The organism is Candidatus Sodalis pierantonius str. SOPE (assembly GCF_000517405.1).
Lineage (GTDB): Bacteria > Pseudomonadota > Gammaproteobacteria > Enterobacterales > Enterobacteriaceae > Sodalis_C > Sodalis_C pierantonii.
On sequence record NZ_CP006568.1, the window covers coordinates 2,975,344 to 3,000,808 of the forward strand.

Annotated in this window: 14 protein-coding genes and 11 pseudogenes; 11 read left to right on the forward strand and 14 right to left on the reverse strand. The window is 54.5% G+C overall.

Annotated features, from left to right (window positions below; translation table 11 throughout):
• Nucleotides 1–224: 224 nt before the first annotated feature.
• From efeB to SOPEG_RS15005, 3 genes and pseudogenes are all read right to left on the reverse strand, one after another.
• Nucleotides 225–1,376 (reverse strand): annotated as a pseudogene (efeB, locus tag SOPEG_RS14990) (iron uptake transporter deferrochelatase/peroxidase subunit); the annotation flags it as partial.
• A gap of 36 nt (nucleotides 1,377–1,412) precedes the next feature.
• Nucleotides 1,413–2,510: pseudogene (efeO, locus tag SOPEG_RS14995) on the reverse strand (iron uptake system protein EfeO).
• 295 nt (nucleotides 2,511–2,805) lie between these two features.
• A complete protein-coding gene (locus SOPEG_RS15005) occupies nucleotides 2,806–3,399 on the reverse strand; it encodes a hypothetical protein (protein WP_051419776.1) in 594 nt (197 codons plus the stop codon).
• Nucleotides 3,400–3,535: 136 nt separating this feature from the next.
• Between SOPEG_RS15005 and SOPEG_RS24990 the strand changes: the two are divergent.
• From SOPEG_RS24990 to SOPEG_RS15025, 6 genes and pseudogenes are all read left to right on the forward strand, one after another.
• Nucleotides 3,536–3,782, forward strand: a pseudogene (locus SOPEG_RS24990) (helix-turn-helix domain-containing protein).
• A 2-nt stretch (nucleotides 3,783–3,784) separates the two neighbouring features.
• Nucleotides 3,785–5,827: a Mu transposase C-terminal domain-containing protein gene (locus SOPEG_RS15010; RefSeq protein ID WP_025245954.1), complete on the forward strand. Its 2,043-nt coding sequence runs from the start codon at nucleotides 3,785–3,787 to the stop codon at nucleotides 5,825–5,827.
• A gap of 11 nt (nucleotides 5,828–5,838) precedes the next feature.
• Nucleotides 5,839–6,768, forward strand: a complete 930-nt coding sequence (locus SOPEG_RS15015) for an AAA family ATPase (protein ID WP_025245955.1) — start codon at nucleotides 5,839–5,841, stop codon at nucleotides 6,766–6,768.
• An 11-nt stretch (nucleotides 6,769–6,779) separates the two neighbouring features.
• Nucleotides 6,780–7,040, forward strand: coding sequence for a hypothetical protein (locus SOPEG_RS15020; RefSeq protein ID WP_148297098.1), 261 nt, complete (start codon nucleotides 6,780–6,782; stop codon nucleotides 7,038–7,040).
• A gap of 37 nt (nucleotides 7,041–7,077) precedes the next feature.
• The gene (locus SOPEG_RS28350; RefSeq protein ID WP_158382422.1) at nucleotides 7,078–7,269 is read left to right on the forward strand and encodes a hypothetical protein; all 192 of its coding nucleotides are present in this window, start codon (nucleotides 7,078–7,080) and stop codon (nucleotides 7,267–7,269) included.
• A 64-nt stretch (nucleotides 7,270–7,333) separates the two neighbouring features.
• Nucleotides 7,334–8,245: pseudogene (locus SOPEG_RS15025) on the forward strand (IS5 family transposase); the annotation flags it as partial.
• 27 nt (nucleotides 8,246–8,272) lie between these two features.
• Here SOPEG_RS15025 and SOPEG_RS24995 read toward each other — a convergent pair.
• The 3 genes and pseudogenes from SOPEG_RS24995 to istA all read right to left on the reverse strand — a co-directional run bounded on the left by SOPEG_RS24995 (nucleotide 8,273) and on the right by istA (nucleotide 11,956).
• Nucleotides 8,273–9,490 (reverse strand): annotated as a pseudogene (locus SOPEG_RS24995) (IS256-like element ISSoEn2 family transposase).
• A gap of 92 nt (nucleotides 9,491–9,582) precedes the next feature.
• Nucleotides 9,583–10,392, reverse strand: a complete 810-nt coding sequence (istB, locus tag SOPEG_RS15035) for an IS21-like element ISSoEn3 family helper ATPase IstB (RefSeq protein ID WP_025245957.1) — start codon at nucleotides 10,390–10,392, stop codon at nucleotides 9,583–9,585.
• An 11-nt stretch (nucleotides 10,393–10,403) separates the two neighbouring features.
• A pseudogene (gene istA, locus SOPEG_RS25000) lies at nucleotides 10,404–11,956 on the reverse strand (IS21-like element ISSoEn3 family transposase).
• 104 nt (nucleotides 11,957–12,060) lie between these two features.
• On the opposite strand from istA, the gene SOPEG_RS15050 reads away from it, so the two are divergent.
• The gene (locus tag SOPEG_RS15050) at nucleotides 12,061–12,573 is read left to right on the forward strand and encodes a DNA adenine methylase (protein WP_051419783.1); all 513 of its coding nucleotides are present in this window, start codon (nucleotides 12,061–12,063) and stop codon (nucleotides 12,571–12,573) included.
• Between the two features lie 147 nt (nucleotides 12,574–12,720).
• Here SOPEG_RS15050 and efeU read toward each other — a convergent pair whose 3' ends face one another.
• From efeU to rsuA, 3 genes and pseudogenes are all read right to left on the reverse strand, one after another.
• Entirely contained in the window at nucleotides 12,721–13,551 is an 831-nt protein-coding gene (efeU, locus tag SOPEG_RS15055) for an iron uptake transporter permease EfeU (RefSeq protein WP_025245959.1), read from the reverse strand.
• Nucleotides 13,552–13,880: 329 nt separating this feature from the next.
• Nucleotides 13,881–14,959 (reverse strand): annotated as a pseudogene (locus tag SOPEG_RS15060) (Bcr/CflA family multidrug efflux MFS transporter).
• Nucleotides 14,960–14,984: 25 nt separating this feature from the next.
• Nucleotides 14,985–15,692 (reverse strand): 16S rRNA pseudouridine(516) synthase RsuA, encoded by a 708-nt coding sequence (rsuA, locus tag SOPEG_RS15065; protein ID WP_025245960.1) that lies wholly within the window; start codon nucleotides 15,690–15,692, stop codon nucleotides 14,985–14,987.
• A 263-nt stretch (nucleotides 15,693–15,955) separates the two neighbouring features.
• On the opposite strand from rsuA, the pseudogene radD reads away from it, so the two are divergent.
• Together radD and rplY are read left to right on the forward strand one after the other, a co-directional pair.
• A pseudogene (radD, locus tag SOPEG_RS15070) lies at nucleotides 15,956–17,523 on the forward strand (DNA repair helicase RadD); the annotation flags it as partial.
• A 155-nt stretch (nucleotides 17,524–17,678) separates the two neighbouring features.
• Nucleotides 17,679–17,963 (forward strand): 50S ribosomal protein L25, encoded by a 285-nt coding sequence (rplY, locus tag SOPEG_RS15075; protein WP_025245961.1) that lies wholly within the window; start codon nucleotides 17,679–17,681, stop codon nucleotides 17,961–17,963.
• 239 nt (nucleotides 17,964–18,202) lie between these two features.
• On the opposite strand, the gene SOPEG_RS15080 is transcribed toward rplY, so the two are convergent.
• The 5 genes and pseudogenes from SOPEG_RS15080 to yejK form a co-directional block, all read right to left on the reverse strand.
• Nucleotides 18,203–18,748: a hypothetical protein gene (locus SOPEG_RS15080; protein ID WP_025245962.1), complete on the reverse strand. Its 546-nt coding sequence runs from the start codon at nucleotides 18,746–18,748 to the stop codon at nucleotides 18,203–18,205.
• Between the two features lie 69 nt (nucleotides 18,749–18,817).
• Nucleotides 18,818–19,096 (reverse strand): hypothetical protein, encoded by a 279-nt coding sequence (locus SOPEG_RS15085; protein ID WP_148297100.1) that lies wholly within the window; start codon nucleotides 19,094–19,096, stop codon nucleotides 18,818–18,820.
• A gap of 94 nt (nucleotides 19,097–19,190) precedes the next feature.
• A pseudogene (locus SOPEG_RS30275) lies at nucleotides 19,191–20,396 on the reverse strand (IS256 family transposase); the annotation flags it as partial.
• The gene (locus SOPEG_RS28835; protein WP_200867816.1) at nucleotides 20,306–21,475 is read right to left on the reverse strand and encodes a hypothetical protein; all 1,170 of its coding nucleotides are present in this window, start codon (nucleotides 21,473–21,475) and stop codon (nucleotides 20,306–20,308) included. The gene SOPEG_RS28835 and the pseudogene SOPEG_RS30275, both read right to left, overlap by 91 nt.
• A 385-nt stretch (nucleotides 21,476–21,860) precedes the next feature.
• Nucleotides 21,861–22,856, reverse strand: a pseudogene (yejK, locus tag SOPEG_RS15100) (nucleoid-associated protein YejK).
• Nucleotides 22,857–23,038: 182 nt separating this feature from the next.
• Between yejK and SOPEG_RS15105 the strand changes: the two are divergent.
• Together SOPEG_RS15105 and yejM are read left to right on the forward strand one after the other, a co-directional pair.
• Nucleotides 23,039–23,266, forward strand: coding sequence for a YejL family protein (locus SOPEG_RS15105; RefSeq protein ID WP_025245968.1), 228 nt, complete (start codon nucleotides 23,039–23,041; stop codon nucleotides 23,264–23,266).
• 20 nt (nucleotides 23,267–23,286) lie between these two features.
• Nucleotides 23,287–25,060, forward strand: a pseudogene (yejM, locus tag SOPEG_RS15110) (LPS biosynthesis-modulating metalloenzyme YejM).
• Nucleotides 25,061–25,465 lie beyond the last annotated feature (405 nt).

Consider the following 25,465-nt stretch of genomic DNA (forward strand, 5'->3'; position numbering starts at 1 on the left):
GGCGGGAAGTGAGGCAATGTCGGCTCATCGTGTCCGATTGACGCCGGGGCGGAGGCGAAATAGAGGGTGTTCCCGCGTGAAATGTTGGGGAGGTAGCGGCGATGTGACGGCCGAGGCCGTCTCAACGGACTTGCCATAAAATCCCCCCGGACAAAACGCGTTGCCGGTCCGTCGTTGCGCGCCCGTTTCGCGCGGGCGAGCAACGACGTCGACGCTTTAGGGGGTTACGCCTCCAGTAGCCCTTGTGCCAAATAATGATCCTGGTCGGGGACGCCGGGCAAGACGAAAAAATAGCCGCTGCCGACGGGCTGAATATACTCTTCCAGCGCCTCGCCGTTCAGGCGACGCTGAACGGTGAGAAATCCCTGTACGAGGTCGTGCTGATAGCTGACAAATAAGAGCCCCATGTCCAGCTGGCCGGCGTTGGAAATCCCCAACGAGTAGCTGTAGCCGTGGCGCAGCATGGTACTGGCCACATCTTCCGGCCGACGGGGGTTGGCCAGGCGAATATGGGCGTCCAGCGGAATAATGGCCCCTTGAGGATCTTTCTGGAAATTGGGTACATCATGCTCCTTTTTCATACCCAGCGGCGCCCCGGTGCGCTTATCGCGGCCGAAAATTTGCTGCTGCTCATGCAGCGGGGTGCGGTCCCAAAACTCCACGCGAAAACGGATAATCCGCACCGCCTGGTAACTGCCGCCATAGGTCCAGGCCGGTTCGCACGGCGGCTTGCCGACCCAAATCACCTTATCCATCAGTGGTCCATCGGCCGTAGAAGGATTGGCGGTGCCATCCTTGAACCCCAGCAGGTTGATGGGCGTCTCGCGCCCTTTACTGCGCGCGGCGTGCGAGGAGATAAACCCTTCCCGCTTCCAGCGTACGCCGAGCAGATCCGGCGTATGTTTGATAATATCCCGCAGCGCGTGGATCACCGTGTCGCTGTTGTTGGCGCAGATCTGCAGCAACAGATCGCCGTGGCACAGCGCGCCGTCAAGCGCGTCATTGGGAAACCGGCGCATCACCTGCAAACGTAGCGGTTTATGTGCCGTCAGGCCAAAGCGCTGATCGAACAACGAATCCCCCACCGAGACCGTCATCGTCAGGTTATCAGGATAAATCGACGCGCCGAGTATGCCGGAATCCATGGGGGGTAATCGTTCATTCACCGCCGGCGCCTGCCCGCCGGTAGTGAGAAACGCGATACGCGCGGTCAGCAGCCGGAACAAGCGCTCGAGATCCTGGCGGTTGTCCGCCAGCACATCAAAGGCAACCAGCATTATCGCCGCCTGTTGGGGCGTCACGATGTCCGCCTGATGCAGGCCGAAGCACGGCTGCCGTTCCCAACGCTCATCCGGCGACAGCGTTCCCGGCGGGCTGACTTCTTGCGACTGCGACGCATCAATCTAATTGTCCTAGTCAAGCCCCAACACGCCGCGCAGCTGCGCAAGATCTTCCGCCAGCGTGGTGATCGGCCCCTTCAACGCATTGCGATCGGCTTCGGTCAGTTTTTCATAGGATTCAAAACATTGCGCCGTACGGTATTTTGCCAGCACCGTGTCGACTTTGCTGAAATTGCCGTCAATTTTGCTCAGTAACGGCGCGTTGGCTTTGGTCAACAGCGGGCGCAGCAGATTGACAATTTTTGCGCGCCGTCGATATTGGCCTGGAAGTCCCACAGGTCGGTGCGGCTGTAGCGATCCTCTTCGCCGCTGATTTTGCTCGAAGCCACTTCCTCAATCAAGCCAGCGGCCCCGCCGACGACTTTACTGGGCGGGAAGGTCAGTGCGCCGATGCGTTTTTGCAACTCCAGCACATCGCGGTAAAGCTTATCGGCGAAGGGCGTCATCGCGTCGGTGGTTTTATCAGCGAACAGCGTTTTTTCCAGCCGGTGGAAGCTGGTAAATTTCGGGTCGGCGGCCTTTTTTTCGTAATCATCTTCCCGCGCGTCGATACTCTCGTCCAGATCGGAGAACAGTTCGGCGATGGGTTCGATGCGCTCATAATGTTGGCGGGTTGGCGCATACAAACGCTGGGCGGTGGCCAAATCGCCGCGGTTAATCGCCTCGGTGAAGGCCTTGGTGCCCTTGACCAGTTCCGCGACCTCGCCAATGACGTAGACCTTATAGTCGGCGATGAGGCCCACCAGCGCTATGGCATCCGGTTGCGTGCCGCTCTGGCTGCCGTCGACGGTGACCGTCAGCTTACCGCGGGGATTACTTAACAGCCCGCAGGTCATGTCATACTCCCCCGGCTCCAGGTTGGCGGTCATTTTTTGGGTAAAACCCGGCGCGATATTTTCGCGCTCCTCCACCACCATCACCCCTTTCAATATTTCCCATTCCAGCCCTTTCTGGCTGGTATTATGGACCACGAAACGGGTTTTTTCCCGCGTTGACGGTCAAGGCCATCGGCTCACATTGTTTATCGTTGACGGTGATCTTGACTTCCGGGATATCCGCCGCTCGCGCGGGCAGGCTGGCTGTCGTGAATACCGGCAGAGCGAACAGCATCGCCGGCGCCAGGCGACGACCAAAACGTTGTTGGATTGACATATAATGTGGGGTGGCAATCATTTCTGGACTCTCAAGGGGAACGATGGATTAGCCGGAATCCCTTTACTGGCGCGGCTTACAGCGATTTTACGGATTCTGGACTAGTTGCAAAAAAATGAGCGAAAATTGAGTTTTTTGCACTATATTCTGGACTGGATTGGTCGTAGTTTGAGTATGTTTGAAAGCCGTTTAAACAGTTTTTTATTAACGATTTTGTTGATAATTTTATACAATGTATTTATATTTTGTTTATTTAAACGGCCCTTTTGCTATAGCTTGTTAGGATTTCTTCCCCTGCCTCATTGTTACCATCAAGACCACACTCTCTAGCCTTCCGAGCGTTTAAAACAGCCTCTTCTTGCGTTTGAGGCTGTTTTCCAAGGATTTTCTCTTTCACCACGTGATCTAGGCGCAGCAATTCAATATTATTCTCGTCAAGCAGATAGAGAACTGTTTCTACCCCTTTGCGAGCCAGCATGGTTGTCAATTGCTCCCGCTCTTCTTTAGTTAAAAATGAGAGCATATCTACCAAGCCATCACGATCTTCAGTTTTATTTGGTGTTTTTGGTGTTTTTCCATCTCCAAATTGAAGCCACTCCAGAGTAACCCCCTCACATTTTGCGATCCGAGAAAGAAGGTTTTCACGTGGCATTGGTGGATTCGCTTCCCTTTTGTAATAGCTGTTAAGTGTGTTGATGTTTATCCCCCAAGCTCTGGCAGCCACACTGCGCGAGGGGTATATCCTTGCTAGCTGCGCAATTCTATCGATGACAGGTTCTTTGTCATGTGTTTGAAAAATACCAAGGCGTTCTTTTCTCATGCGGGGTTCTTTTCCATAAAAATACATGTAAAACAATCTGTTATAACAAAAGCACCTAAATAACCAAAAACACCTTGATTTGGTGTTTTTGGTTATGTGAATTTTGTCTGTAGAGATAACCCCTCGGTTATCCCCACGGCTAGCTTTTTAGGATAGATGAATGATGAGTCAAAAAGAAGATCTGTGTGTCGATTGGCACCCTGAAATCATCAAGGCGGAAATCCATAAGAGGACTATCGCTCCGCGCGCTTTCACCGGAGGCGGGGTACAGCAAAGACTCACTTAAAACCGTTTTGCGTACACCATGTAGACCGTATCAGCAAATTATTGCTAATGCGCTGGGGGTAGAGCCGGAAGTGATCTGGCCGAGCCGTTACAGAACTGCAAGCTACATTCGCAAGGTGTCCTGATCATGTTTGTTGTCGCCAAGGAATTAATGGGAGTACCCGGCTTACCCGCGACAACCAAGGGCATTCGCCAGGCACTGTGTCGATATTCGGAGGGTGCGCCTGAACTGGTACGCAAACGTCCTGGCACCAAGGCTTTCGAGTACCACATCGATTGTTTGCCGGAATCAACACGCGAGATCATCAAACAACGGCACTATAAATCCCTGATTGCGCAAGCCCCGGCCCAGCCGGTTGATGAGTCGGTCAAGCGCAGCATCGCCATCAAGTCGCGTGATGAGCTGGCGATCATGCGCCAATGTCCCGCCCTACTAGACCGCAAGGTGCAGGCCCTGAACGATCAGCAGAAGCAGATTGCCGATGCACGCATGAGGCTGGCACAGGAAGTGATCCGGTTACAGCAGGCTGACATGACTCGCATTGCGGCGGTGACCTTTATCGTCGATGAGTCAAAGGCCGGTACATTGCCCGAGGCCCTGCAGCGCGCCGCCACGTTGGCTAACGCCAAAAAGGGCCGCACCCGGCAAGGGATGGGCAAAAGCAGTCTGCAGGAATGGGTGAGTCTCTATCTCAGCGCTGAGCGACCCCAGGAGCGCCTGGCGATACTGGCTCCCGGGCAGCCGAAGAAGCAGCGTCCCAAGGATATGACGTGGTTCTACGCCCTGTTCTGGCCGCATTATGTCCGGCCCTGTGGCCCGACGGTGCTGGAAGCCTACCGTGCGTTTCAGGCGGACTGGCAGGGCAAATACCATGACCAGCCTGCCATGCTGGCGGCCCTGCCGACCTACGACAAGGTCAATCGCATGGTCAGGCGGGTTGCACCCAACCGAAGGGTCAAGGGCCGTGTCACCGGCTCGGCGCTTAAGGCGTATCAGGTATACCAGCAGCGGGATTGGGCACAGATGCCGGTGAATGGCTGCTGGATAGCCGACGGTAAGTCGCTAAACATGAAAGTGGCGCATCCGATACACGGGCGGCCCTTTACCCCAGAGCTGACTTTGGTGCTCGACGGGCGTACCCGGTATCTGGTGGGCTGGAGCCTGTCACTGGCGGAAAACGCCATCGCGGTGGCCGATGCGTGGCGTTATGCCATCCAGCACCACGGCAAGCCGCTGTTTGCCTACTCCGATAACGGCGGTGGTGAGACCAATAAAATGCTGGATGCGGATATCACCTGGATTTTTCCCCGGCTGGGCATAGAGCATATTACCGGTATCCCCGGTAATCCGCAGGCGCGGGGCATTATTGAGCGGCTGAACGGGGTGCTCCCACGTCGGCTGGCACTGCGCTTTCAGACCTATAACGGATTGAGCGCCGACCCTAACGGGGTACGGGTGCAGGGGCAAAAACTACTGAGTCTGTCGAACGCCCTGCGTCAGGGGAAGGAGCTGAACGCCACGCAGCAAAAGACGCTGGCGATTCTGCCCAGCTGGCGGCAGCTGATAGACGCCATCGAGGAGGAGGTACAACGCTATAACCACAGCCACGAGCACAGCGCACTGCCGAAGGTCAACGATAAATCGATGACGCCGGCCGCCTACCGCAAGGCCCTGTTGGCTGAGCAAGGAGACAACATTGAATACCTGACGCCGGGCGAGTTGCGAGAGATGTTTATGTCAGAAGAGAAACGCGTGGCCCAGCGTGGTTGGGTTGAATTGTTGAATAACCAGTATTTTGCCAGGGAGCTGATTGAGGTAGACCGCCAGACGGTGCGGGTGGCCTACGATATCCATAATCCCAATGAAGTGATTATTCGCCAGATGGACGGCGCTTATCTCTGCACCGCGCTGTGGAATGGCAATACCGCTTCGCCGGTGCCGGTCTCCAGAGTGGAAAAAGCCCTGGAGGCGCACGCCAAGCGTCGCATTAAACTGGCTGAAAATAAAATTCAGGATGCGAAAGACGAATTACGTCCGGTGATTGACGCGCCCAGGGAGAACGATTACAGCCTGCTGCTACCCAAGGTAGCGGCACCTGAAAAAGAGAAGGTGTATTTATTTGAATCTGAATACGAGCACGATATCAAGCAGGTCGGTAATAACCGATAAGGATATATTGTATGACAACGCGAGAACGTATTTTCCAGCTGATGGAACGGTCAGGCTACACCCAGCGCAAGGTGGCCGATAAAACCGGATTAAGCGGCACAACCATTTCACAATATTTAAAGGGGGTTTACAATGGCAATATTGATAACGTCGAAGGCACACTGCGGGATTTTCTTGACCGCGAGACAGAGCGCGCTCACCGGCGGGACATCAAGGTGAATTTTGTGCCGACCCATCTGGCCAGGGTGGCGCTGGACCTGATTAGTGCCACGCACGACTTCGGCGATATCGGCGTGATATACGGCCCGGCCGGCATGGGGAAAAGCATGGTGCTGAAGGAGTATGTGCGCGCCAACAGCGCCAATAAAGGCGTCATCCTGATTGAAGCCGACCCCGGCTATACCGCCAAGGTGTTATTGCAGGCGTTGTGCGCCCGGCTGGGTCTGCGCAAAACTGGCAATATCCATGAGCTGGTCGAGGAATGTGTGCAGGGGCTGCGCGACAAGCACTGGCTGGTCCTGGTTGATGAGGCCGAGCTGCTGCCCTACAGGGCGCTTGAGGTCTTGCGCCGCATTCACGACCGTTCCGGGGTGGCCATTGTCCTGGCGGGGATGCCACGCCTGCTGCTCAATCTGAAAGGCTCACGCGGGGAATACGCCCAGCTCTATAGCCGGGTGGGCATGGCGTTAGACCTGGAGTCTCGCAGGCAAGAGAGCGAAACCGAGGATTTTAGTGCCATTCTGGGCAGTCTGTTATCGAACGGTGAGGCCACGGGCGAGCCGCTTGCGCCGGAAATTGCCGCCGCCTTTCGCAAGCATTCTCGGGGCAATTATCGCCGCCTGTTTAAACTGGCGCGCGGGGTGGCCCGGACAAGCGTTATCGGCAATCAGGGGATGTCCGTGACGTTAATCGACCGCTATGCAGAAATGCTAATTCATTGAAGGAGGAAAGCATGTCAGTCCATCATAAAGCGGCATCGACCAACACTCATCTTATCGCCGCGATGACGCAGGCAGGAGCCGTTATTCATTATTTGACGATAAGAGGCGTGAGTGTAAAAAGCGTGATATTGCATAATTGCAAACTCGTTATCCGTATTGAACACCATCCGCTCTGTGAGCAGTTATTAAAACAGGGGCAGGCGGATTATATCACCGTGGGCAAAAACGCACAGGGTGGTTTTAAGCAAGGGGCATTCATGAAAGGTGGGTGAAAGGTGATTTGGTCAACGTCATTACATTGAGGCTATCATGCCAATTAAAATAACAGTGACTCTTCTAGATGATGAAAAAGGCACTCATGCGAATGTCCGTGCTAAACAAAAAAAGGTTACACCACATGAAGATAAATGTGCACGCCTATTACTTAAACTGATAGAGATGTCAGGGCGGGATCTAACTATTTTTGTATGGTTGTTTTGGGCAAAAAACAGGCTTTGTTGAATAAATCGAACTTTTAGGTGACTGGCGGCTCTGATCACTACATTCGTTTCAACATCAGGTCCCCATGGCAAAGCAAAAGTTTAAAATCACCAACTGGCCCGCATATAACAATGCGCTCAGGCAGCGGGGGGACCTGACAGTATGGCTTGATGAGTCAGCCATTGCTGCATGGACTGAGAGTACACCACCTGAACATCGTGGCCGGCCGCTTCACTACACCGATATGGCCATTACCACGGTTCTGATGATAAAGCGCGTGTTTAACCTTTCGCTTCGGGCGTTACAGGGTTTCGTTGACTCGATTTTTAAACTGATGGGGCTGTCGCTGCGCTGCCCAGATTACTCTCTGGTCAGCCGGCGAGCAAAAACCGTCGACATCAGCATAAAAACGCCAACCCGCGGCGAAATCTCACACCTGGTCATCGATGGCACCGGCCTGAAAATCTTCGGCGAAGGCGAATGGAAAGTCAGACAGCATGGGGCTGAGAGGCGCAGAGTATGGCGCAAGCTTCATCTGGCAGTAGATAGCGCGACACATGAAATTATCTGTGCCGATTTATCGCTAAGCGGTACGACAGATGCGCAGGCGCTGCCCGGGCTGATTAACCAAACCCACCGGAAAATCAGGGAAGCGTCGGCTGACAGTGCTTACGATACGCGTTACTGTCATGATGCTCTGCTGAGGAAAAAAATAAAGCCGCTTATCCCACCGCGAAGTGGTGCGCAATATTGGCCAGCTCGATACCATGAGCGTAACCATGCGGTGGCAAATCAGCATCTGAGCGGCAATAACGATACCTGGAAAAAGAAAGTAGGTTATCACCGGCGTTCACTGGCTGAAACGGCCATGTTCCGGTTTAAAACACTTCTGGGTGGTCATCTGAGTCTGCATGGCTATGACGCGCAGGTAGGTGAGGCAATGGCAATGGTTAAAGCACTTAACCGGATCACACTGTTAGGAATGCCAAAGACCCTGTACACGATTCTGTGTAAATGCCTTTTCTCAGAAGTGACCGTCCAGGCGGTCACCGAACTCGATAATAAAGCGACTCATTGCCATGCGCCAGTCCCTCAAAGGCATTGTCCATTTCTGTGAGGCCGCCTGTATCGCCAGCCACACCACCTTTTTCACTGCGTCGTCGGTCGGGAACACCTTGCGTTTTTTGATGGCATGCCGGATCACGCTGTTTAACGACTCGATGGCGTTGGTCGTGTAGATCACCTTGCGGATGTCCGTTGGGTAGGCAAAGAACGTGGCCAGATTGGCCCAGTTTGCCTGCCAGCTTCGACTTATTTGCGGGTAGCGGATGTCCCAGGCACTGGAGAACGCTTCCAGCGCCTGCAAGCCGGCTTCTTCTGTAGGGGCCTGATAGATAGATAGATAGCTTTCAGGTCGCGGGTGACGGCCTTGTAGTCCTTCCAGGAGACGAACCGCAGGCTGTTGCGCACCATATGCACGATACACAGCTGGAGCCGCGCCTCCGGATACACCGCGTTAATAGCGTCAGGGAAACCTTTCAGCCCGTCTACGCAGGCGATAAGGATATCGTTCAGGCCGCGGTTTTTCAGCTCTGTCAGCACGTTCAGCCAGAACTTTGCGCCTTCATTTTCGGCCAGCCACATACCTAGCAACTCTTTCTGGCCTTCGATGTTGATGCCCAGCGCCAGGAACACAGATTTGTTGATGATGCGGCTGTCCTGCCGGACTTTTAGAACGATACAGTCAAGATAAACAATGGGATAGACTGCATCCAGAGGCCGGTTTTGCCATTCAACAACCTGCTCCATGACCGCATCGGTGACCTTTGAGACCAGCGCCGGCGAGACATCGGCGTCATACAGCTCTTTGAACGCGGCGGCGATCTCGCGGGTGGTCATCCCTTTGGCGTACAACGATAAAATCTGGTTATCCATCCCGGTAATCCGGGTCTGGTTCTTCTTTCACCAGTTGCGGTTCAAAGGAACCGTAACGATCGCGCGGAGTACGCAGCGCCAGCGGGCCATCGCCAGTGGTAACGGTTTTTGTGGAATAGCCGTTGCGGGCGTTGGTCCCCGGTTTAGGCTGATTTTTATCGTAGCCGAGGTGATGGGTCATTTCGGCATTGAGAGCTGCTTCGACGCTGATTTTTTTCAGCAGCCGATCGAAGTGACTGAGATCTTCAGGGGTTTTGAGATTTTTGGCCAGTTCGTTAGCCAGAGCCTGCAACTGTTTTTCGTCCATAAATTAACCTGTTTTTGATGTTGGATTGAACATATCAAAATCAGGCAAATACACAAATTTCTAAACAGGCTCAATGCCAAACAGCGTCCGCATCATGTAACAATCGCCCTGATAGGGAGGAAGTCGTCACAAATTTCGGATTTATTCAACAAAGCGTCTATTTTTCCTGTGCTGGCTACTCCTTGCTCTTTGCGTAGTGATTCGCTTTTAAGTTCCAGTCTATAGCTGGGGTGTACTAACCGATCGAGTAACGCGTCAGCTGTCGTGGGGTTTTCTATCAGTCCATACCATTTTTTCACCGGCAGTTGACTGATCAGGATGCTGCTGCTTTTGTCGTAACGATCTTCCATCACCTCCAACAGCATCGTTGCCTGCATCGGACTTATTGATTCTAGGCCCACGTCGTCCAAGATCAGTAACTCTATTTTTTCTAACTGCTTAAGCTGTTTTAGATAGGTCCCGTCTACCTGACACTGGTGAAGATGGGCCAGCAACCGACCCACTCGCCAGTAACGCACGCTATATTGCTGCCGGCATGTCTGCTCACCAAGCGCACAACTGAGCCAGGTTTTGCCCGTACCTGTCGGCCCCGTGATGAGTATGCTTTTCTGATATTTCAGATATTGTCCCCCTAGCAGATCTCGCATCTGTTCCGGTGTCACTCCTCGGCTAGGGATATAACGGATATCTTCCGGTTTTGCCTGCAAGCGCATTTGCGATTGCCGTCGCATACGGCATATTTGGTTGTTTTTTCTATGCAAATTTTCCGCTTCTACCATCAGCGACAACCGCTCCTCGAACCTCAGCTCCCCATAACTCCCCGGGAGTTCGCGTTGCGTCTCCAACGCCTGGACCATTGCCGACAACTTCAGCTCTCGCAGAGCCATTAACAGTGTATCCATATTTATTCTCCTTAGTGATAACTGTCCGGACCTCGGAGGTTTTCGTGAACCAGCATTGATACGCCGGCTCCGTCCTGGGTGACCTCACTTTCACGACCGTGTTTCAATACGTTGGCTATGAAAGAGCGGTTAATGCACCCTTTCTCCAACGCCAGCGCGCAGGCCTTCTCCAGTCGCGTCGTCTCATAGCGCCGTTGCAGATTGAGTAGCCCCAGCACGGAGCGGTAAGCCTGCTCCGGATGGGCTTTGCTCTTTTGGATGGACTCGACCACTTTCAGTGTGCACACACCCACCGACAGCGCCCAACTGCACAGCCTTTCCGACGTCCACTGGCGCTGCCCCTTATGGTTAGCCGGCATGTGCGCCGCCTGAGTCGTGTGCCTATAGGCGTTATCGCTGCGAAGGTGCGTAGCCACGCAGACGCCCTTATGGTGGATTTGCACCAGCCGTTGGGTGGCGATGACGTCAACGCGCTCGCCAACCAGCGGATGCGGCACCGAGTACCAGTTTTTGCCGTAGTCTATGTGGTAATCAGGTCCCACTCGGGCAACGAGATACTCACTGTATTCCCATTGTGTGGGCGGTAGAGGCCCAAGAGCCGGTTTGTCCAGCTGCTCGAAGCGTTCAAGGCGACTTTGTCCGCCGTAATGACGCATCGGGGCGCAGATTCAACTCATGATTGAGTTCTCGTATCACCTGGTTGAGTTCGGCCAGCGAGTAGAACCTACGTTTACGCAACCGGGCCAAAACCCAGCGTTCTACCAGCTGCACAGTTGATTCTGCCTTCGCCTTGTCTTTCGGTTTTCTCGGGCGCGCCGGTAGCACCACTGTCTCATAGTGATTTGCCAGCGCCTGGTAGCTCTGGTTTATGACCGGCTCATAGCGGTCAGGGGTGCTGACAGCGCTGCGCAGATTATCAGGTATCATCAGCTCCGGAACCCCACCCATGAAGTGCAGGCAGCGGCTATTGGCGTTGAGCCACGATGCCATATCCTGGCCTTCGCAGGCTTCGATATACGCATAGCCTGACACGCCCATGGCAGCGACGAAGATAGCGACCTGGCGTACGCTACCGGTCGCAGGGTTGACGATAGGTACGGTGGGGCCACAGAAGTCGATGAAGAGCTTTTCGCCAGCCTTGTGCTCCATGCGCATGGAACGCCGCTGCTTCTTTTTCCAGTCACGGAACAGTGCACAAAACTGTGAGTAACCGAGGGCATCACCGCCCACGGCGGACTGATATTCCATCCAGAGCAGCTGCTTGGTCATGCCCTTGCGGCTTAACTCGGTATCGATATCAAGCCAGCTGGGTAAAGTATTGATAACTTTTCCGGATTTGCCGGGATAGAGCAGGCGGTCGAGGTCGACGGGGGACAGTTCCACCGGCAATGGCCAGACACAGGTTAGCTACCGTGAATCGGCCGAGGATATCGTGCACGGTAGTACAGCCTATGCCGAGCGCTGCTGCGATAGTGCGATTCGAGCGACGCTGCTCGAATTTCATACGTAAAACATTAATATAGATGCACATTTCCGTTCTCGCTTTCTTCTTTTTACGTGCCATGCCATGCCCCCGGAAGCTAAAAGTCTCCAGAGTATGGCGGAACAGAAGATGAGCGATCGGACAGAATCGGAATCGCTGATCGGGCGACCGGAATCAGTGATCGGGTGAAATCGGAATCAGTGATCGGATGTGACCGGAACCAGCAGCTGACCGATATACAGCGAGCCGCCCGCTTTTACTGTCTTCAGCAGCTCACATTTGGTGGCAAAGTGAGCGGGCAGAACTTTGGTACTTCGGCTGTGCGATCACAGTCATTGAACCTCTTAAGAATCGAAGAACAGCTATCACAGGCTCACCTGCGTTTATCCCATGCAGCCATAGAGCATCTTGGGTGGCAGGCTTGTATTGAAAAATATGATAGGCCACACTCATTGTTCTATCTTGATCCACCTTACTGGAAGACTCAAGGCTATGGCGCAGCGTTTGGCCTGGAACAATACAGCATCATTGATAGCCTTGCTCATTCAATAGCAGGAAGAATGGTGATTTCAGTTAATGATATCCCAGAAATGAGGCTCATCTTCAAAAACCTTCATATCGACGTTGTTGACCTAAAATACTCATTAGGCAAGAACCGTCATAGTAGACGCGAGTTGGTCATTCGTAATTTCGCCTGATTTCCTGTTTGCAAACAATTCTGGACTGTCCAAAATAGCCATTTTTTAGGGGTTATGGGAGTCCAGAATTGTTTGCAAATTAGTCCAGAATTGATTGCATCGCTACAATAACATTATCCTGATGTTTTGCGGCTGATGAAAAATTTCTTATTTGGCGAGCGTCGCCGCCCGGGAGTGCCGGGACGGCAGGAAAAACAAAATCAGCGCCGGTACCAGATAAAGCAAATATACCGCCACCTCGCTGACCGTCGGCGTTTCCTGGTAGCCTAACAGGCCTTCCAAAAGCGTGCCGAATAGCGTATGCGTCGAGAGCACCTGACTCCAATCAAAGGCGATTGATTGGTAGCCGTTCCACAACCCGGCTTCATGGAACGCGTGGATCGCGCCGGCGGCAAGCCCGGCGGCGACAAACAAAATAAACACGCTGGTCCATTTGAAAAAGGCCGCCAGCGGCAACCGGATACCGGTCCAGTACATCACCATGCCCAGCGCGATGGCGCAGGCCAAACCCAATACCGCGCCGATCGGCGCGGCGATGCCCACGTCCTGGCTGAACGCCGCCAGCAAGAAGAACACCGACTCCAGGCCTTCACGCGCCACGGCAAAAAACACCATGCCGGTGAGCGCCCATCCCTGACGCTGGGATTGCGCCAGGGCCTGGTCCACCGCCATTTCCAGCTGATTTTTCACCGAACGGGACATTTTGCGCATCCACAGTACCATCCAGATCAATACGGCGACGGCGATAACCGCTACGATGCCCTCGAACAGATCCTGTTCCTTTTGCGAAAATTCACCGGTGGTGGCGTTAATCGCCAGCCCCAGCGCCAGACACAACAGCGCCGCGGTGATGGCACCGAGCCACACCCTTGTCAACAATTGACCGCGTCCGGTTTTTTTCAGGTAACCCGCGATGAGGCTAACAATCAGCGCCGCTTCAAGCCCTTCCCTGAACATGATAAGAAACGGTACAAACATCATTTATCCTCATCCGCCTCCAGGGCAGACCATTGTAAACAAACGCAAATAAGAACGATATTGATTATCATTACCTATTATGAAAAACAAGGTGACCGTCGGCAAAATTGCAACTTTGCTGCCGCGCTCAATTCCTACGGAAAGTAAGGAAAAACAGCGGAATTGGCGGCGATGGCCGCCGCCGCGCGCGGGCCGGCCATGCGCCCGGATGAGGCCTGGGCGAGGCGAATAGCACTCCCTTGTGAGTCAAGGGCAACGCGCTGGTCAGCGCCGCCGCGTCAGGCGGATCGCAAGCCAGCTTGGCGCGGGGCGCCAGCCGAAGGCGTCTATTAGCCCAGCGAAAGCCGTACTTTGCTCTTGCGCGGACGGCTGGCGTACAGATAGCACAGCAGCGCGACGCTGCTGCAAACCGCCATGGAAAACACCATCGGCCAGGCACTATCGAACGTCGCCAGCGACAGCAACGCGACGATGACCGCCCCGACGCCGAAACGCAGCGTGCCCGCGCCAGCGACGACGCCGTGCCGGCCATATGCGGAAAATCTTCCAGGATCACCGCCATCCCGTTCGAGGTCACCATAGCCACACAGCCTACAAATAGCGCCACGCCAACCACCAGCGGAATGAAACCGAGATGCAGCGCCAGCACCGCTATCATCCAAAGACCGGTGACAAACTGGATCGTCAGGCCCAGCCGAAACATGCTTTGCGCCCCGAAACGCGCGACAAAGCCGCTATTGATAAGCGTCAGGATAAACAAGAATACGACGTTGATCGCAAAGTAGTAGCCGAAGTTCTGCGGCGACACGCCGTTGAGGTCAATATAGACAAACGGCCCGGCGCTGAGAAAGGAAAACATGCCGGCGAACGAGAAACCGCTGGCTAGCATGTAACTGAACACCCGCTTGTGGCGAAACAGCGAGCCGAAATTACCGATGGTGGTGCTGAGGCGAAACTTCTGCCGCCGTTCGCGCGGCAGCGTTTCGCGAATAAACACCAGCACCAATATCGTCGCCACCAGCGCCGCCAGGCCGATCGTCCAGAAAATCGCGTGCCAGCTCAATAACACCAGCAGGCGCATATAAATCAACATCTCGACCGATTGCGACAGCGCGCAGGCGGCCGCGGCCAGCGCAAAGCAGAATGTGCCGAACATAATGACCGGTTTGCGACCGAGACAGTCAGCCATCGGGCCATAGAACAGCTGGCCGATAGCGAAGCCGAGCACATAGGCGCTCAACGTCATCTGCACGCTGCCGGCGCTGACGCCATACTCCGCCGCGATAATCGGCAATGCGGGCAGATACATATCGATAGCGAGCGGCATTAGCATGGACAACAGTCCCAGTATCACCACAATACCGATATGTTTTTTACGTTCGGGATGCACTCTCCATACTCCTTTCATCAGCCTGATTCAGTGTTTTAATGATTCAATCCGTCGGCAGACCTACACTGGCGATCTCTTCGGCGGTCAGCGCGCGGTATTCCCCCGGCTGAAGATGCGCATCCAGCACAATGGCGCCGATTCGCTCACGATGCAGCGCTATCACCCGATTGCCGAGCGCGGCGAACATGCGTTTAACCTGGTGATAGCGTCCCTCTCTGAGGGTCAGACGGACCCGCTGCGGCGAAAGCGCTTCCAAACGGGCGGGACGGGTAGGCAGATTTTCGCCGCGCAGCATTATCCCGGCGGCGAAACGCTCGGCGGTCTCCGTCGCCAGCGGCTGTTCCAGCGTCACTAAATAGTCTTTCTCGCAATGATGCCGCGGCGACGTTAGCCGGTGCGACCATTGCCCGTCATCGGTCAGCAGCACCAGACCGGTGGTATCAATGTCCAGCCGGCCGGCGACGTGCAGCTTATCCGGCACCGGTTCATCAATGAAATACAAGAGAGTGGGATGATCGGGATCGTCCGTGGAACAGACATAACCCTGGGGCTTGTGCAGCATGAAATAGCGCGCGGTCAGAATCTGCTGCAGCACGTTGCCGTCAAAGCGCACCTGGTGTTCAGGCAGCAGCTGGAACGCCCCTTGCCGAATCACCTCGTCATCCACGGTGACGCGTTTGGCGCGCAGCTCGCGCGCCACCAGGGCCCGGCTGATGCCCAGCTGTTGAGATAAAAATTTGTCCAGTCGCATTAACGTTGTTTTGCCTGTAATCTTGGGAAGCGCTTGGCGATTGCGGCACCCTCGCTGGGGAGCCGCCGCGGCTGAAAAAACGTCAGCCCCACGCGCAGGCGGAACAGCCGTTGCTGTTTATGCCATGAGTATACCGGGGCTTGCCCGCCGCGCCTAGCGGGCATCCACTTGAATTATTAGCTTCCATCCTATTTCATTATGAAGACAGCGATTATCACGATCAATTTCCCCTCTCCGCTTCCATTAGGAACGGTGCGGCGCTGATGGCACTGACGCTTCGCCCCTATCAGCAAGAAGCGGTCAAGGCCACCGTCGAGCACTTTCGCCGCCACAGCACGCCGGCACTGATTGTACTGCCCACCGGCGCCGGCAAAAGCCTGGTCATCGCCGAGCTGGCGCGCCTGGCGCGCGGCCGTGTCCTAGTGTTGGCGCACGTGAAAGAGCTGGTGGCGCAAAATGCGCAAAAATACCGCGCCCTGGGGCTGGATGCGGCTATCTTCGCCGCCGGCCTGAAGCTGCGCGACAGCGCCGGCAAGGTGGTTTTCGGCAGCGTACAATCCGTCGCGCGCAATCTGGCTGCGTTCTCCACCCCTTTCTCGCTGCTGATTATCGATGAATGCCACCGCCTCGGGGATGACGACAGCCAATATCAGCAGGTGATCCGCCATCTGCGCGAGGTGGGGATCCGGGGCTGCGCGTTCTCGGTCTTACCGCGACACCCTACCGGTTGGGCAAGGGATGGATTTATCATTTTCATTACCACGGGAGGGTAGGCGGCGATGAGCGTTGTTTCTTTCGCGACTGCATCTTTGAACTGCCGCTGCACTATATGGTGAAGCATGGCTATCTGGTGCCGCCCGAACGGTTGGATATGCCGGTGCGCCATTACGATTTCAGCCGCCTCTCGCCCAACGCGCTGGGCGACTATCCTGCGGTCGACCTCAACGGCGAATTGCAGCGCCAGCGCCGCATCACGCCGCTGATTGTCGCGCAGATCCGCGATTACGGCGCCGCCAGACGGGGGGTGATGATCTTTGCCGCGACCGTCGAGCACGCCGACGAAATTCTCAACCTGTCGCCGCCGGATCAGGCGGCGCTGGTCAGCGCCGAGACGCCCGCCGCCGAGCGCGATCGCCTCATTGATGCCTTCCGCGCGCAGCGCCTGCGTTACCTGGTCAACGTGTCGGTGCTCACCACCGGTTTCGATGCGCCGCACGTTGACGTCATCGCCATCCTGCGCCCGACGGAATCGGTAAGTCTTTATCAACAGATCGTTGGCCGTGGCTTGCGCCTTTATCCCGGCAAAACCGCGTGCCTGATCCTGGATCATGCCGGGAACGGACACGATCTCTATTCGCCGGAAGTCGGGCAGACAAAACCGGTCCAGGTCTTCTGTCCCGCCTGCGGTTTCGCCAATCTGTTTTGGGGCAAAACCGCCGGCGATGGCACGATTATCGAACATTATGGCCGTCGTTGCCAGGGCTGGCTCGAGGACGAAAGCGGTGCGCGCCAGCAGTGCGATTATCGTTTTCGTTTTAAACTGTGTCCCGATTGCAACGCCCAGAACGATATCGCCGCCCGCCGCTGCCATCATTGCCAGCGGATTTTGCTGGACCCGGACGATATGCTTAAGGCCGCGCTGCGTTTGAAAAATGCGCTGGTGCTGCGCTGCAGCGGCATGTCGCTGCGCGCGGGCCAGGATGAGAAGGGGGAATGGCTACAGGTCACCTATTTTGATGAGGACGGCGCCGACGTCGGCGAGCGTTTCCGCCTACACACGCCGGCGCAGCGACGGCTGTTTGCGCTGCGTTTTCTGCCCTTACACCTGCGCGCCGCAGCGCCCATGAATTTCGCGGCTGACCGGGTTTTGTTTGCCCCGCGCCGGTAATTCCGGTAAAATCCTGCCCGCTTACTCACAAGCACGTTTATCCTGCCTGCTGCTGGGTCCGCCTGTAGCAGGTTAAATTCCAGGTTTTGAGAAAAATTATGTTAACTATCAATGCTGAAATCCGCAAAGACCAGGGCAAGGGTGCGAGCCGCCGCCTGCGTCTCGCGAACAAGTTCCCGGCCATCGTTTACGGCGGTGCTGAAGCACCGGTCGCCATCGAGCTGGATCATGATATCGTTTTGAACACCCAGACCAAAGAAGGCTTTTACACCGACGTTCTGGCCCTGGTCATCGACGGTAAAGAAAGCAAAGTGAAGGTGCAGGCGGTGCAGCGTCATCCGTTCAAACCGAAACTGACCCATATCGACTTCGTTCGCGCTTAAGCGAATTACGTCGTGAGAAAACGCCGCATTCTGCGGCGTTTTTTTATACCTGCCGGTAAACCGCCCCCTTTCAAACTGTGGCATCAGGGGAGCGCAGCGCATTCGGCGCCGGCCGTGGCATTGACCGCCGGGCGAATCGCCGCGGCCACCGGAGCCTGCGCACAGTCACTTGTGTTGCATCTAGCGCATTCGCAGCGGTTTTTTAAGTTTGTTCGCCAGCCTGCTTTCAATCTTTGCGTTTATTTTATCCACCGCCACTCTATAATCGCCTCCCCCGCCGTTACGCCAACGGCATCAACCGTGGATTGGTCCATCATGGCCCCGGCCGCCGATTTGAACACGGAACCCACCGCTTCTTGCATCGCTTCGCTTAACGATTCTGCCGCCGATTCGGCTAAAGTTTCGACGATGGCAGTGCCCATTTCTTTAACGACTTCATAGGCCGCCACCGCGGCAACAGCGCCAACCGGCCCCCCGACCGCCGTCCCTAGCTCCTCGGCGCCAATCTCAAGATTTTCAACGGCTAACTCCGCCAAGGCCTCCTCGACTATCTCGACGTTCTCTGCCAATGTCGTTTCCGCAGCGGGTGCCAATGCCACCTCGGCGTCGGCCTCTATAACCGTACCCCCTGCCGGCTCCCGGATCCAACCCGCATCGGCTTGGATATCCCCTCGCGCTGCCGATGCCATTTCCCCCGCCGCGCCGGCTCGGGTATCCGCTTGCTCCGCTGATGCCATGACCCCATCCGCCCCGGCCTGTGCAACCGTTTCCGCTGGTGTTTCCATAATCCTCCCCTCAGCTATGTCTGCGCCAAGATCTTCTTCCAGGGAGATATCGGCGCCACCGTTAACCTGTTACATTTCAGTGGCCACGTCGGTGGGCGAGCCAGTGTGCTTTTTTCTGTTCAACAAGTAGTAGGCGCCAGCGGCGCTGCCGCCGGCTGCACTAAGGGTATGAGGAAGAGTTTGATTTTTCTGAGCCTCGAGTTTGGCCTTCTCCTCACAGGGCATAACATAGCGAGCGATGAATTCCTGGTTAGCTTTATCCATTAAGGATGGCGTAGGAGTTTGGCTATCTATCCCCGTCAAAGAGGAAGTGAGCGGAAAGTGTTTATTCGCAATCGACAGCACCACAATGCCAGGATAGCCCTGATTTATTAATGATTTGTAATAAGGCGCTTTGTCCAGCTTGAGCCCATACCGGATTCTGTGTAAATGTCTTTTCTCTGAAGTGACCGTCCAGGCGGTCACCGAACTCGATAATAAAGCGGCTCATTGCCATGCGCCAGTCCCTCAAAGGCATTGTCCATTTCTGTGAGGCCGCCTGTATCGCCAGCCACACCACCTTTTTCACTGCGTCGGCGGTCGGGAACACCTTGCGCTTTTTGATGGCATGCCGGATCACGCTGTTTAACGACTCGATGGCGTTGGTCGTGTAGATCACCTTGCGGATGTCCGTTGGGTAGGCAAAGAACGTGGCCAGATTGGCCCAGTTTGCCTGCCAGCTTCGACTTATTTTGCGGGTAGCGGATGTCCCAGGCACTGGAGAACGCTTCCAGCGCCTACAAGCTGGCTTCTTCCGTAGGGGCCTGATAGATAGCTTTCAGGTCGCGGGTGACGGCCTTGTAGTCCTTCCAGGAGACGAACCGCAGGCTGTTGCGCACCATATGCACGATACACAGCTGGAGCCGCGCCTCCGGATACACCGCGTTAATAGCGTCATGGAAACCTTTCAGCCCGTCTACGCAGGCGATAAGGATATCGTTCAGGCCGCGGTTTTTCAGCTCTGTCAGCACGTTCAGCCAGAACTTTGCGCCTTCGTTTTCGGCCAGCCACATACCTAGCAACTCTTTCTGGCCTTCGATGTTGATGCCCAGCGCCAGGAACACAGATTTGTGATGATGCGGCTGTCCTGCCGGACTTTTAGAACGATACAGTCAAGATAAACAATGGGATAGACTGCATCCGGAGGCCGGTTTTGCCATTCGACAACCTGCTCCATGACCGCATCGGTGACCTTTGAGACCAGCGCCGGCGAGACATCGGCGTCATACAGCTCTTTGAACGCGGCGGCGATCTCGCGGGTGGTCATCCCTTTGGCGTACAACGATAAAATCTGGTTATCCATCCCGGTAATCCGGGTCTGGTTCTTCTTCACCAGTTGCGGTTCAAAGGAACCGTCACGATCGCGCGGAGTACGCAGCGCCAGCAGGCCATCGCCAGTGGTAACAGTTTTTGTGGAATAGCCGTTGCGGGCGTTGGTCCCCGGTTTAGGCTGATTTTTATCGTAGCCGAGGTGATGGGTCATTTCGGCATTGAGAGCTGCTTCGACGCTGATTTTTTTCAGCAGCCGATCAAAGTGACTGAAATCTTCAGGGGTTTTGAGATTTTTGGCCAGTTCGTTAGCCAGAGCCTGTAACTGTTTTTCGTCCATAAATTAACCTGTTTTTGATGTTGGATTGAACATATCAAAATCAGGCAAATACACAAATTTCTAAACAGGCTCTCCAGCTTAGCATACGCTTTAATGGCGTCTTTAATATCGTCGAGTATGTGATTTAATTTCTCATCGCTCAACCCGAGAACATGACTGTTTTTCCTTAACTCCTCTTCCACCACGGCGACCGCCACCTCTTGCTGTGACGCATAGGTCTTACTGATTTTCCTCAATAATGTCTGGAATTTCTTTTCCGAACGGGCAATCGTATAGCAAATCCGAAACGACTGGTAGGCATTCCACGCCTCTTTGACTGCGTCATTGCGTAAATCCTCGGCGACATTTTTCATTTTACGTAAGTGCCGCGGTGAAAATTTGTTTTCTCTAATATGGATTTCCTGCTTATTGAGATCGTGTTTTATCAACCGGGCGGCCTCAAGAAGATATTCGGCCTGTTTACAAATCCGTTTGGCAACAATCAATAGCCCATAGGATTCATTGGCTATTTTTTCATTTATAATCACCGCTATTGAATGATACAACGCGTTGACGGCGGTAGGATATGAGTTTTCCGCCGTTTTCAAAATCAAGATGTCATCCATGCGTTCATGTAGATCCGTATCCGCCGACCGTTTTGTCCTGAGGTTACCCAGAGACAACCCTCTCCGATTACGCTCAGAAAAGTTGCTTTGCACGGGAAGATAAAGGCCGGGCAAAGGGGCAGCCGTCGCCAGCGGTGATCCCTCGAGGGTCAGTGCGGTTGAACCCATGCCCACATGGGCTGCCGCAGGATGCAAATTGTCAATGACACGGGTTTGGTGGAGAAGCGACAGGAATGTGAGCAGGTTTGCGATTTTGCTTTGCTTTAACCTAGGGGTGCCGAAATTCATTTCATTCCTGCCATTGATGAAGCCGAAAATTCGTTGGCCAGCGGCATTATTATCCCTTACCGGGTTTGGAAGTAAAATCCGGTCTCTGCGGTTTGCGGTAAATATTTTTTTATTTTTATCATGACGAACGTTATAATATTTACCGACTAGGTTGTTTTGCAATGCTACAGATGATATGGGCATCATAAACCTCCTGTTCTATTTAGGTCCCATTCTGCATTCGGAAAAATAAAGCGCAGAACACTTGGCGGATGATATTACATAAAGAGGGAAATAAGATTCTGGCAAATATTCATTAAAAAAGGACAAAAGACCATCACATCACCCGACATATATTGAAATTCATTATAATAGTTGCCAGGACTGGGCTAATGTTATTTTTTCAGAAAGGTAGCATAGCGTCAGTCGACATTGCAACAAAAACACACCCGCCAGAAAGAGGTAAGGAGAGACTTTGGTGCCTAAGGCAAATTTACGCCAATTATGGACATCACCCCTAACGATCAGATGTGTGAAATAGCCACCTTAAACCATCGCCAAATATTTGGCGGTGGTTTAAGGTTTATTGGCGTTAGTTGCCGTTACGCCGACGGGTCAGTTGGTCGCGCAAATTCGGCGGTGTTCCTTTTATGGTCAAGGTGTCCGTCGCGGCATCCCAGAATATACGCTCGCCGAGCAATTGTGCATCGAAATTCAAGGTAACCCCGCCGCCGCTGCCGGCGTATTTGGTTAGCTAGCGCAGCGTGCTGCGATCGGCCAGGAACGTTTCCTCCAGCGCATAGCCCTGTTCGCTGGAGAAAGCCTGGAAAGTCTTTTCCCCCACCGGCACAAGGGTCGCGGAAAGCGCCGCCAGCGCGATCTCTTCGCCGTGCTCTTTACAGTAACTATGTACCTGCTGGCGAACATCTTGCCGTTGGTGGTTATCGAGATGCGCCTCGGTACAATAATCATCCACCGTCTGTAGCAGATCACGGTTTTGCGCCTTGGTGTCCAACCCTTCGACGGCCGCGAGAAAGTCCATAAAGAAATCGGAGACTTTACGTCCGACGCGCCCTTTCAAAAACGTCAAATAGCGTGTCGAGTTCGGCTGGGTTTCCCATTCGGTCAAATCGATGCGCGCCACAATATCGGCATGATGGATATCCAGATAGTGGGTACTGCTGATATCCAGCTGTTCATTCACCCGCATACTGTGGCAGGTGCCAAGTACCGCAATAATGAGATATTCCACCGCCAGATAACGATATTGGCAAAACAGTACGATCCCCCCTTCGGCAAAAGGGTATTTCGCCAACTCATCGCGCAGGCGCCCCGTCGCGGCGCGGCTGAAGCCGAGAAAGTCGTCATTCCCCCTGCGGCAGCCGCGTACCGCGTCCGCCAGTTCGCTTTGCGGCGAAAAAACGCCATAAGCCTTGCTTTTGGCGCTATAGACACGATGCAGTTCGGCCATCATGTCTTGCACCGCCGGCGAAACCTCGAGCGGTGATGCGCGCAGCACCAGTTCCAGCGTCTGTTCATCGCGCTTAATCATTTGATGCAGGGCAATCTGGTCAATATCCAGACTCATGATCTATTCTCCATTCTGGTCAGGTGCGTATTCAAACACCGAATAGCCCGCCGCTGCAACTCCGTTGCCGCCGCCGCGAACTGAGCCGGAAACGCTACAAGGGTTAGAAACGATAAAAGTGCGGAAAAAGGGGAGTTGATACGGTAAGATACCGGACTTTGACAGGCCACATAGATGATATTATGCCACAAGCATCCCGTTACAGTGACGAACAGGTAGAGGTCCTGCTTGCCGAGCTGGCAGCGGTACTGGAAAAACATCGTACGCCGACCGATCTCGCGCTGATGGTCCTGGGGAATATGGTTACCCATGTGATTAGCACCCGCGTTGCGCCGGAGATGCGCGGCACGCTGGTAAAATCGTTCACCGATACCCTGCATGCTTCGGTGCCGCTTCCCGACACGCATTAAGCACAAGCCAAGACAGAGCTATGGTGACAAATAGTCAGCGCTACCGTGACAAAGTATCCCAAATGATCAGTTGGGGTCACTGGTTCGCCCTTTTCAATATCCTGCTCAGCTTGGGGCTTGGCAGTCGCTATTTGTTTATTGCGGACTGGCCCGGCTCGCTGGCGGGCCGGCTGTACGCGTTCGCCAGCTGGCTCGGCCATTTCAGCTTTCTCGGCTTCACGCTGTATCTGCTGGTGGTGTTTCCCCTCACCTTCGTGGTGATGTCGCAGCGGCTGTTGCGTTTTCTGTCGGCCATTATCGCCACCGCCGGATTGACGCTGCTGCTGGTAGATACCGAAGTTTTTATCCGTTTTCATCAGCATTCGAACCCCATGGTTCTGGGAGTTGGTGATAAACCCGGATCAGACAGAGCTGGCCCGCGACTGGCAATTGATGTTTATCGGTATTCCGGTGATCTTCCTGGTGGAAATGCTATTTGGCAACTGGAGCTGGCAAAAACTGCGCAGCCTTAATCGCTATCGCATCGGTAAACCCATTAGCGCCCTGTTTATCGGCGCCTTTTGCGCCTCGCATGTGGCTTATATTTGGGCCGACGCGAATTTTTACCGCCCCATCACAATGCAGCGCGCCAATTTGCCGCTGTCCTATCCGATGACCGCGCGCCGTTTTCTGGAGCGCCATGGCCTGCTTGACGCCCAGGACTTCGAGCGGCGGCTGGTCCAGCAGGGCAACCCGGAAGCGGCGGCGGTGGAGTATCCCTTGAGTCCAATAAGCTTTAACGACAAGGGCAGCGGCCTCAATCTGCTTATTATTACCACCGGCATGCTACGCAATGACACCCTGGACCAGCAAATGCCGGCCCTTAAGCGCTTCGCCCAACAAAACATCCGCTTCACGCAGCATTTTAGCACCGGCAATCAGGTGGACACGGGGTTATTCGGGCTGTTCTACGGCATTTCGGCTTCTTATTTGGACGGGATTCTGGCGACGCGTAAATCTTCGGTGCTCTTGGACGCCCTCAACAAACAGGGCTATCAGCTCAGCCTGTTCCCCTCCGACGGTTTTCGCGATCAGCTCTACCGCCAGGCGTTGCTCGCCGACTTTACGCTCCCTGAACCCGTCAACCAGAGCGACGCGCAAACCGCCAAACAATGGCAGCAATGGCGAGACGGCTACAGCGGCACCTCGCCCTGGTTTTCTTATATTTCGTTCAACGGCACCAGCGTCAGCGCCGGCTTGAACACGCCGGATATCACACGTCGCTATCAGCAAGGGGCGCAGCGCCTGGATAATAGCCTGGCGCAAATGTTAGATACATTGCGCGATCGCGGCGATTTGGACCACACCGTGGTCATTATCACCGCCGCCACCGGGCTGGAATTGGACGACGACGGCCGCGGGCGGCGCGAGAGCGGCACCCGTTTCAACCGCGCGCAGTTGCAAGTGCCGCTGGTGGTGCATTGGCCCGGCACGCCGGCGCAGGTGGTGACGAAACTCACCAATCACAACGACGTGACCGTGACGCTTATGCAGCGTTTGCTGCATGTCAGCAACCGCGCCAGCGACTATGCACAGGGAGAGGATCTTTTCGCCCCGCGCCGCCGTAATGATTGGGTGCTGAGCGCGGATAGACATCAGTTGGCCATCACCACGGCAAACGAAACGCTATTGCTGGACAATAACGGCAGTTATCGCACCTTTGACGTCAACGGCAAGGAGCTGCCGCAGCAAAAACCGCAGCTGACGCTGCTGTTGCAGGTGCTAACCAATGAAAAACGCTTTATTGCTAACTAAACGCTTAAAACTAAAGCAGTCGTTAGGGTCGGCTATTGCATTCATAGCTGCGTAAAAATACATAAAATCCATAAATATCAATATATTGATTGACATCGCCGCTCAAAAAACAGGCGACAAAACACAACAAAGCACGACAATACACGACATTTTTATCAATAACTTGCCGCTCATTTCGTTTCGACTTGCCGACTACGCCAGAATCGCCCAAATTTAACCGCCGAACTCCCCACATTTGACGAAGGAAATCCCATGCGCTATAGCCGCTTTACATCTGCAAATTCAGGTGCCGGGATTCGCGTCCTGACGGAAGTAACCGCGACATGATGACACGCCGCAAGCGTGTTTTTTTATGTCGCAGTCTAGCTACATCTCAATGGTGGGCTGGATGGTGGAGCTGAAAAG